The sequence below is a fragment of the Flavobacterium sp. genome (assembly GCF_035456225.1).
Taxonomy (GTDB): Bacteria; Bacteroidota; Bacteroidia; order Flavobacteriales; family Flavobacteriaceae; genus Flavobacterium.
Map to the genome: position 1 here is coordinate 1 of NZ_DATIDM010000154.1, position 10,400 is coordinate 10,400.

A 10,400-nucleotide genomic window follows, 5' to 3' on the forward strand; every position below is an offset into this window, starting at 1 on the left:
AATCCGTGTTGCAACAATCCTTCTAATTCATGTAGGAAGCTGAAAGTACGGCTGTTAGCGATTTCTTCTTTAAATTCAACGATGGATTTCATATTGGCATTTTGAGTACCAAGAACTTTCGTGCCAAAATCTACCATAGCAGTTACGCAATACTCATCAGAAGGAATAACTGTAATTTCACTTCCGGTAGCTTCGTCTGTATACGAAATAACTTCTTTAACCACATAAACATTTCGTTCAGCGTCCTGCTCTACTACACCCGCTTTTTCAATGGCTTCCACGAAATATTTTGAAGAACCATCCATGATTGGCGGCTCCGAAGCATTTAATTCTATGATAACGTTATCCACATCACATCCGACAAAAGCGGCTAATACGTGCTCTGATGTCTGGATTTTAACGCCTAATTTTTCAAGATTTGTACCTCTTTGAGTATTTACAACATAATTAGCATCAGCTTCAATTATCGGTTCGCCTTCCAAATCAACACGAACAAATGTGAATCCGTTGTTTACTGGTGCCGGCTTAAATGTCATTGTTACTTCCTGACCGGTATGTAACCCTACTCCTTTTAATGAAACTTCGTTTTTGATGGTTGTTTGCTTAACCATGGTTTTTGTTATTTAGTTTAGTTAGTTTTCTTGATAAATATTAAATATTGGTAATCCCTCCGGATTATAAGTCAAATTATAAATCTTTACATAAGTACCATGTGTTTCATTCAGCACTAAATTTATTTCAGATTTAGTATATTTTCGAAAATTATTTCTGGATAAAGATCTTTTAAAAGTGTCATCAAAGAAAGTTAAATTCTGAAACGGATTGACTGCATTATCATAATTTTCAAAGGTTTCTTTCATTTTGTATACAAGATTATAATTTTCATATTCTTTTGTAATGATACTATCTAAATTTTGATTTGAATTATAATAATACAATGATTCACGACTTACATAATTGTTTCTCCCTTTATAGGTTCTAACAATCTTGTTTCCATTATATTCAAATCGTATTGTATCATTATTCGCCAAGCCATCATTCTCGTTTTTATGATAAACTTTATTTATTATTCTACCATCCAGATAATTGATCTCTCTTTTGTTTGGGACAATATCTGTTGAGCCTCCAAAAGGAATAATTTTATTATAAGTTATAATCCTGTTAGGTGTATAGATAATTGTATCGTATACGTTAGGATGATACAATCCTATAACTCCGGTGTTTGCTGAAACATTCAATAAGCCTCCTTGCCTTTTTACCAATTTATTGTTGGTATAAAGTAAATTTACTATTTCATCATTATCAACAAGAGGATCATCATAAACAAATGGATAATCTGTATACTCCATATTATAAGAACTCATGCGATTATCTGATTCCAGAGCAACATTATCATCGTCATTACACGAATAAAAAACTGGTATAAGTATAAAACAGTAAATTATGTTTTTAATCATTTTTCAATTCTTTTTTCAACTGATGAATATCATCAACGATTTTCGGAAGATTCTTAAAATGAACATATGATTTGTTGTAATCTCCATAATTGAAAGATGGACTTCCCTGGATGGATTCACCATCCTTGATGTTCTTTCCAACCCCTGACTGCGCCTGGATACGTACACCGTTTCCAATGATTAAATGTCCGGCAATACCTACCTGTCCGCCAATCATACAGTTTTTACCTATTTTGGTTGAGCCTGCCACTCCTGTTTGAGAAGCAATAACTGTATTCTCTCCTATTTCAACATTATGAGCGATTTGTATCTGATTGTCCAATTTCACACCTTTACGGATAATGGTTGAACCTAAAGTAGCTCTGTCAATAGTTGTACAAGAACCAATATCAACATTATCTTCGATGATCACATTACCGATTTGAGGTACTTTTGAATAGGTTCCGTCCTCCTGGGGAGCAAATCCAAATCCGTCCGAACCAATAATAGAGCCGGAATGAATCGTGCAATTAGCACCAACCTCTGTTTCCGAATAAATTCGAACACCGGCAAACAAAACGGTATTATCACCAATAACAACGTTATCTCCCACAAAACTGTTAGGATAAATTTTTACGTTAGAACCGATTTTCACGTTTTTTCCAATATAGCAGAAGCTCCCTAAATAAAGGTTCTCACCATAATCAACATGTTCGGAAATAACCGAAGGCTGTTCGATACCGGATTTCATCAGCTTTACCTGATTATAGTATTCCAGAAGTTTGGAGAATGATTTATAAGCATCTTCCACTTTTATTAAAGTGGTTGTGATGGGCTGGTCTGGTTCAAAAGTCGAATTTACAATTGTAATAGACGCTTTTGTGGTATATATATAATTTTGGTATTTAGGATTAGCCAAAAAAGTAAGAGAACCTTCTGTTCCTTCTTCTATTTTAGCCAATTTATAGACTTCTGCTGAAGGGTTTCCTACAACTTCACCTTCTAAAATACCTGCTATTTGTTCTGCAGTAAATTTCATCTTAAAGTATTTTAATTTACTTTCTGTATAAGATGGAACTCGCAAATTGAAATTTGCGGTATGTTTATTTTAAACATTACTCGTTTCATCAGTGCAAAAATATAAAATTTAATCTAATCTTAACTTTCTAACAGTACTTTTGGGTAACAGAGAAAATATTTGGTCACTGGTTTTGATAAAGCTTTTAAGTTCAATTGATCAGAAGCTTCCACTACATCTTCAATAGTTTTGTCTTTCTTGTAAATGTGAATGGGTTCCCCTGTTTTATTATAGGCCTGATTCTTTATTTTTCCTTTGAAAATGAAATATTCCACTTCTTTTTCGGATAAATTATGAAGCGTCATCAATTTTGATTTTAAATCCCCCAGATGCTCTTTGCTCACTTTTTCCGGAACCATCTTAATCTTTAGCAAATCGCGGTTGATAATCATTTTACTTAAAGAAGAAAGTACGAAATCCTGATGAAATTGCCATGTTTTTATAGCGCTGACAATATCAAAATCGTCTAAAAGCGCAAACTTTTTAAGCGTCGGGACATCGAAACTTTCCTGAGCGATTTTATTTTGCATGAAAAACTGCAAGGGTTCACTGCAGGGAAGCAACTCTCCTTTCTGGGTCAGTTCTTTGGCGCGTTTTAAAATCTTCGTCAGCGTCAATTCGGCCACCAGGCTGGTTTTATGCAAGTAAGCCTGCCAATACATTAATCGTCTTGCCACCAAAAACTGTTCTACAGAATATATTCCTTTTTCTTCAATGACCAGAACATCATCTACAACATGCATCATCTGAATCAGTCGCTCAGAATTGATATTTCCCTCGGCAACACCGGTGTAAAAACTATCGCGTTTTAGGTAATCCATTCGATCCATATCCAACTGACTAGAAATAAGCTGCAGCATGAACCTCCTGTGATATTCCCCTTTGAAGATTTGTATCGCCAATGATAGTTTTCCGTCAAATTCACGGTTTAATTCATTCATGAAAAACAATGAGATTTCTTCGTGATGAACCGATTCTACAATGCTGTGCTCCATGGCATGTGAAAAAGGACCGTGACCAATATCGTGCAGCAATATTGCTATGTAAAGTGCATTCTCTTCGTCTTCAGAAATTTCCACCTCTTTAAAGCGCAACGTCTGCACCGCTTTCTGCATAATATGCATGCAGCCTAAAGCGTGGTGAAAACGCGTATGATGTGCCCCCGGATAGACAAGATAGGACATTCCCATTTGAGAAATTCGTCGTAATCGCTGAAAATAAGGATGTTGTATTAAATCGTAAATTAAGGTATTCGGAATGGTTATAAAACCATAAATGGGGTCATTGAGTATTTTGAGCTTGTTAATCTGAGTCACGCAAGTATAATATTTAAACAAATATAATAAAATTAGAATAGGTAACTCAATCCTTACGTATCAGAAATAAAAAACCACCCTTTCGAGTGGTTTTAATTATATAATTTAAGTAGATTACCAAATCACAACACGCATATTTTCAGGACGGTACATCTTATCTCCTTCTTTAATTTTAAACGTTGAATAAAATTCAGGAATGTTACTTAACGGTCCGTTGATTCTGAATTGCGCCGGAGCGTGAACATCGGTCATAATCTGCTGGGATAAAGCTTCTTTTTTAATATTAACCATCCAGGCATAACCATAAGCTAAAAAGAAACGTTCATTTGGAGTTAAACCGGCAATTTTCTCATTGTTTTTGAATTGCGACGTTTTTTTAAATGCTTCATATCCCATGACAACTCCACCTAAATCGGCAATATTTTCACCTTGCGTGGCATCACCGTTTACGAATTTACCTTCCAAAGCTTCATATTTATTGAATTGTTCAACAATTAGTTTTGTTTTGGCTTTGAACTTTTCTAAATCTTCTTTGGTCCACCAATTGTTTAAATTTCCTTTTTCATCATATTGACTTCCCTGATCATCGAAACCATGGGTAATTTCATGTCCGAACGTAGATCCGCCGATAATCCCGTATAAAACTGCGTCATCCGGCATTCTTCCTTCAAATCCGGGTACGATAATATTACAGGCAGGTACACAAATTTCGTTATTGCTCGGATTGTAGTATGCATTGTATGTTTGCGGATACATCCCCCACTCCGTTCTGTCTACAGGTTTTCCGTATTTTGCAATCATATAATCGTATTCCCATTTTTTGGTATTCATCACATTTGTACAATACGATTTTCTGTCAATCGAAACGCTGGACATATCTTTCCACTTGTCAGGATATCCGACTTTCATTACAATCTTGCTTAATTTGTTTAGGGCTTTCTGTTTAGTGGCAGGGCTCATCCAGTCTAATTTTTTTATATGATCGGCATAGACATCCCTGATATTGTTTCCAATCTCTAAAAGCTTTTCTTTGGTTCCTTTTGGTAAATATTCAGCAATATAAACCTGTCCGATTAACTCTCCCAAAGAAGCATCTGTACGGGATACAACTCTTTTCCATCTGGGTTTTTGCTTCGTAACTCCATTCATTACAGTAGAAAAGAATTTGAAATTCTGTTTTTCTATAGCATCATTTAAATAGGCTGCATAGCTGTCCACTAAAACCCATTTTAAATATATTTTCCAGTCTTCAATGGTATACGTTTTGGCTAATTGATTCAATCCTTTGTAAAATTCAGGTTGTCCTACAATAACCGAATCTGCTTTAGCAACTTTTAAGGTTGACAGCATTTTATCGACATTTAAATTAGGAACCAAAGCCTTAAATTGAGCAACCGACATCTTATTATAGTTTTTTATAGGATCACGAAGAGCTTCTAATTTACGTGATACTTTAGCCAGATCAGTTTCCAGCTTCATGATGGTTGCTGCATTTTTAGAGGCTGATGCATTATCCTGACCAATAAGCTGCATCATTGCCTGAAGGTGTTTTACATATTCTTTTCGGATGTTTGTTGTTTCCGTATCGGTATTGAAATAGTAATCACGATCTCCTAATCCCAGTCCTCCTTGAGTAAAAAACAACGCATATTTTGTACTGTTTTTGTCATCTTGAGCCAAATAGAAATTAAATGCCGGACCAGCTTCGATCGTATGCATATGAGCTATGGCCTCTGTTAAAGAAGAAATATCTTTGACAGCTTCAATTCGGGCCATTTCTGTTTTAAGCGGATTAATTTCGGCTTTTTCAATGGCTAAAGTATCCATTCCGGAAGCATAGAAATCACCGATTTTCTGTTTGTTACTTCCTTTGGCAGCGTCTTTATCTTCAGAAGATTTAACGCAAATCGTCTTTATCTGGGCGTTGATAGTATCGCCGATGGTTCTGAAAATCCCGTTACTGCTTTCCGTTTCAGGGATTGGATTTTTTTTAAACCAGCTTCCATTGGCATAATTAAAGAAATCTTCTCCAGGATGCATGGTTGTGTCCCGGTTTATTGCTAAAGGATCGGGTTGTGCTAATTCGGATGTTTCCTTGTCTTTACAGCTTGTTAAGAACAAAGTGGTTCCGGCAACAAGAAGTGTAACGTGTTTTAATTTCATAAAGTTTATGAGTTTGATTAGGATAAGTTTTCAAAGATATCTTTTTCTTACAATCTTTACAAGTCTATGGTAAGCTCATGCAGTTGATACTATATTTTAAATCAAATAATCATTTTGTTGTCAAATTTTAATTGTGTAATTAAAAGAATATCTTGCAAAGAAGCTAAACCAAATAAAGAAGTGAAATCAAAAAAATAATGTGATGCACATTCTTCATGATGCTAAAAATTGTTTGTGATTTTCAAAAATATCGCTATTTATCATAGTAAAAATATGCCTTTTATAAAACAAAGAACTTAAAATTTGCTCATCATCTTTGAAAAAAAACATTATAAAATAACACGTTTATTTTTACAATAATTTTAACCTGATTCCGTTGATAAATCTATATATTGCATTAATAAATAATATAACGAAGCATCATGAGCGATATAAAAATACTTTGGGTTGACGATGAAATTGATTTGTTGAAACCCCACATTCTATTCCTGGAAAAAAAAGGATACAACGTAACTACCTGTAATAACGGGCAGGATGCCATTGATATATTTGAGGATCAAAATTTTGATATTGTATTTTTGGACGAAAACATGCCCGGTTTAAGTGGTTTGGAAACGCTTGCTGAAATAAAGGAAAAGAAATCCGCGACACCTGTAATCATGATTACCAAAAGTGAAGAGGAATACATCATGGAGGAAGCTATCGGTTCGAAAATTGCCGATTATCTTATTAAACCGGTAAATCCAAACCAGATTTTACTCAGCCTTAAAAAGAATTTGGATCTTTCGCGTCTTGTATCCGAAAAAACAACTTTGGATTATCAGAAAGAATTCAGGAAGATAGCTATGGATATGGCTATGGTAAATTCTTATGAAGATTGGGTAGAACTATATAAGAAACTGTTGTTTTGGGAAATAGAACTGGAAGATATTGAAGACCAGAGTATGGTTGAGATTTTGGAAAGTCAGAAAGTGGAAGCTAATTCGCAGTTTGGAAAATTCATCGAGAAAAACTACGAAAAATGGTTTACTACTGAAGAAGGCCGTCCTTTTCTTTCGCATGAAATTTTCAGAAAACTTGTAGTTCCCGAAATCCGTAAAAAAGAAAAACCGATTTTATTTGTCGTAATCGATAACCTTCGCTACGATCAGTGGAAAGCCTTTGAAAGTGTGATCAACAATCATTATAAACTGGAAAAGGAAACGAGCTATTTCGCCATTCTTCCAACAGCTACACAATACGCCAGAAATGCCATTTTTTCAGGGTTAACTCCATTGGAAATGGAAAAAAATTACCCTCAATACTGGAAAAATGACACTGACGAAGGAGGAAAAAACCTGTATGAAGGAGAGTTCCTCACAGAACAATTGAAACGCCTTCGCATAGATATCAAACAGGAGTATTATAAAATAACCAACTTTAAAGACGGAAAAAAACTTGTAGATAATTTCAAAGCTTTAAAAAACAATGATTTAACGACTGTGGTTTACAACTTTGTAGATATGCTTTCTCATGCTAAAACAGAAATGGAGGTGGTTAAAGAATTGGCTTCTAATGATAAGGCATATCGTTCTCTCACATTGAGCTGGTTTAAGAATTCTCCTCTTTTGGAGATTATCCAGCAAGCGCAACAATTAGGATTCAAACTGATTGTAACCACCGATCACGGAACCATTAATTGTAAGAACCCTTCCAAAGTAATTGGGGATAAGCAGACAAGTTTAAATTTGCGCTATAAAACCGGAAGAAGCCTTACTTATGAAGACAAAGATGTATATGCTGTGAAAGACCCGAAAAAAATCGGTTTACCGGCAATAAACATGAGCAGTTCCTTCATTTTTGCAAAGAATGATTTATTCCTGGCGTATGTTAACAATTTTAATCATTATGTAAGTTATTATCGTAATACTTATCAGCACGGTGGTATCTCTTTGGAAGAAATGATTGTTCCTTTCTTGGTTTTCAATCCAAAATAGGTATATTTGGATTGTAAATTTCTTACAATCAAATAAAAGCCGTTTTGTTTATGGAAATCACCTTCACTCTTGAAGAAATTCAGGACGTAGTAAAACAGATTTTTGCCCACAGTATAAAAAAAGTAGTTACTTTCCACGCCGACATGGGTGTGGGAAAAACTACTTTAATAAAAGAATTAGTTACTTTTCTTGGTGTTAAACACATGGCATCAAGTCCGACATTCTCGCTTGTTAATGAATACAAAGCTTCCAATGATGAGATTATTTATCATTTTGATCTCTATCGGTTAAATTCCGAAGAAGAAGCCTACGATATGGGACTTGACGAATATTTTTATTCCGGAAACTGGTGTTTTATAGAATGGCCTGAAAAAACACCTAATCTGATTCCTCTTGATCATACTTCAATCCACATAAAACTTCTGCCTAACGGAAAACGTCATTTGACCGTTAAATGATTATGGTTTTTTGCTAAAATTTTGTACTTTGTGAACAATTCATTTAATTTAAAGTATGTCAATTACACCTTTTTCCAAACAACAACTGCTTCCCCAAGAAGAGAAGTTAGAAATAGAAAAGCACAAAAGTGCTCTTTTTATCGGAATACCTAAAGAAACATCCTATCAGGAGCGTCGTATTTGCCTCACTCCGGATGCGGTAAATTCTTTAACTTCACACGGGCACAGGGTGTTAATGGAAGCTGGTGCAGGTTTAAGTTCGAGTTTTTCAGACAAAGAATACAGTGATGCTGGGGCCGAAATAACAAGTGATACCAAAAAGGTTTTCAGTTGTCCCATGATTCTTAAAGTGGAACCACCAACCCTTCAGGAAATCGAGCTGATGAATCCGCAGACATTCCTAATTTCGGCTATACAACTAAAGACACAAAAGAAAGCTTATTTTGAAGCTTTAGCCATCAAACGAATTACAGCACTTGCTTTTGAATTTATAAAAGATGAAGACGGTTCCTACCCTGCCGTAAAATCATTGAGTGAAATTGCCGGTACGGCTTCTGTGCTGATTGCTGCCGAACTAATGATCAGCCAGTCGGTTGGAAAAGGACTTTTGATGGGAAATATTACAGGAGTCCGCCCAACGGAAGTTGTTATTTTAGGAGCCGGGACTGTTGCAGAATACGCCGCAAGAACTGCTATAGGATTAGGAGCAACAGTAAAAGTATTTGATAATTCAATTACGAAATTACGCCGATTGCAAAATATGTTGAACCAGCGTATTTTCACGTCTACAATACAGGAAAAATCACTTTTGAAAGCGTTACGCCGCTGTGATGTAGCCATTGGAGCCATGCGTGGGAAAAACCGTACTCCCGTAGTAGTGACAGAAACAATGGTAGAACACATGAAAAAAGGTGCTGTGATTGTTGATGTCAGTATTGATACCGGTGGCTGCTTCGAAACATCTGAAATTACCACGCATGAAAAACCTACTTTTATTAAGAGTAATGTTATTCATTATTGCGTACCGAATATCCCCTCGCGTTATTCAAAAACAGCTTCAATGTCAATAAGTAATATCATAACACCTTCATTGCTGAAAATTGCTGATGATGGTGGTTTGGAAAGTGCAATTCGTTGTGACAGAGGTTTAAAAAATGGCGTTTATTTTTATCACGGAATCTTAACCAATAAATCTATCGCCGATTGGTTTAATATTTCTTACCGCGATATAAACCTAATTGTATTTTAGTTGGTAATAGCAGATTGTTTGCTTATTTTTGGCACAAATTAATTACAATGAAATTCGTACATCGTTTAGCGTATTATCTTTTTGGACTGCTATTGGGCGGTATGTTTTTAGTTTTCTTCTTTCAAAAAAAGAAAACAGAATTTTGCTACATGCCAAATTGCAGGGTTTTAAAAGATTTGAGAAGCAAGCCTATCACCTACTCAAAAGAGGCTGAAGCTAAAATCAATGAGAAATGGGTTACTTTGGAAGATATAAAAAAATGTCTTCAGGACGGTGAAGTAGATTTTGATAAAAGCAATAAGCCCTTCGAACAAGGAAAACTGTACATTATAGAAGGTAAAAATGCTAATAATGAAGCTATTACTGTTGAAATGATTAATTACACCGAAAGAGTTGTATTAAAAGACGTGAAAAAACAGTAAAAAAATCTTGTGTAATCAAAATCCTGATGTATATTTGCAACGCAATCAGGTTCACTTGAAAGCACTATTATAGGGCGATTAGCTCAGCTGGTTCAGAGCACCTCGTTTACACCGAGGGGGTCGGGGGTTCGAACCCCTCATCGCCCACAAAAAACTCCTCAAATTTTTGAGGAGTTTTTTTTATACTATACATCCAAAAGTCTCGTTATTAGTTAAAAAAGCATCATGAAGCTTAATCTGCCGCTTTTTTCGGCCTTAAACAGTTTTTTAGTAGCCCAGTTTCTTTTTTTTATTGATGAAGG

General features: G+C 35.3%; 9 protein-coding genes and 1 tRNA gene. 5 read left to right on the plus strand and 5 right to left on the minus strand.

All coding sequences use genetic code 11. From position 1 onward, the window contains the following. From VLB74_RS09050 to VLB74_RS09070, 5 genes are all read right to left on the minus strand, one after another. A partial coding sequence (locus VLB74_RS09050; RefSeq protein ID WP_325203132.1) for a UDP-3-O-acyl-N-acetylglucosamine deacetylase occupies positions 1-611 on the minus strand: 611 nt, incomplete at its 3' end. 21 nt (positions 612-632) lie between these two features. Continuing rightward, the gene (locus VLB74_RS09055) at positions 633-1,457 is read right to left on the minus strand and encodes a hypothetical protein (RefSeq protein ID WP_325203133.1); all 825 of its coding nucleotides are present in this window, start codon (positions 1,455-1,457) and stop codon (positions 633-635) included. Then, entirely contained in the window at positions 1,450-2,475 is a 1,026-nt protein-coding gene (gene lpxD / locus VLB74_RS09060) for a UDP-3-O-(3-hydroxymyristoyl)glucosamine N-acyltransferase (protein ID WP_325203134.1), read from the minus strand. Before lpxD ends, VLB74_RS09055 begins: the two co-directional genes overlap by 8 nt. Positions 2,476-2,594: 119 nt before the next feature. Beyond that, complete coding sequence (locus tag VLB74_RS09065) at positions 2,595-3,830, minus strand: HD domain-containing protein (RefSeq protein ID WP_325203135.1); 1,236 nt, start codon at positions 3,828-3,830, stop codon at positions 2,595-2,597. Between the two features lie 114 nt (positions 3,831-3,944). Beyond that, positions 3,945-5,993 (minus strand): M13 family metallopeptidase, encoded by a 2,049-nt coding sequence (locus VLB74_RS09070; RefSeq protein WP_325203136.1) that lies wholly within the window; start codon positions 5,991-5,993, stop codon positions 3,945-3,947. Positions 5,994-6,415: 422 nt separating this feature from the next. Here VLB74_RS09070 and porX point away from each other — a divergent pair, with 422 nt between their 5' ends. The 5 genes from porX (at position 6,416) to VLB74_RS09095 (ending at position 10,245) form a co-directional block, all read left to right on the plus strand. Beyond that, positions 6,416-7,969, plus strand: coding sequence for a T9SS response regulator signal transducer PorX (gene porX / locus VLB74_RS09075; protein ID WP_325203137.1), 1,554 nt, complete (start codon positions 6,416-6,418; stop codon positions 7,967-7,969). Positions 7,970-8,019: 50 nt separating this feature from the next. After that, positions 8,020-8,427 (plus strand): tRNA (adenosine(37)-N6)-threonylcarbamoyltransferase complex ATPase subunit type 1 TsaE, encoded by a 408-nt coding sequence (gene tsaE, locus VLB74_RS09080; RefSeq protein ID WP_325203138.1) that lies wholly within the window; start codon positions 8,020-8,022, stop codon positions 8,425-8,427. Positions 8,428-8,482: 55 nt separating this feature from the next. Next, entirely contained in the window at positions 8,483-9,676 is a 1,194-nt protein-coding gene (locus VLB74_RS09085; RefSeq protein ID WP_325203139.1) for an alanine dehydrogenase, read from the plus strand. A 47-nt stretch (positions 9,677-9,723) separates the two neighbouring features. Continuing rightward, a complete protein-coding gene (locus VLB74_RS09090) occupies positions 9,724-10,098 on the plus strand; it encodes a DUF4258 domain-containing protein (RefSeq protein WP_325203140.1) in 375 nt (124 codons plus the stop codon). Between the two features lie 72 nt (positions 10,099-10,170). After that, a tRNA-Val gene (locus VLB74_RS09095) sits at positions 10,171-10,245 on the plus strand. Positions 10,246-10,400 lie beyond the last annotated feature (155 nt).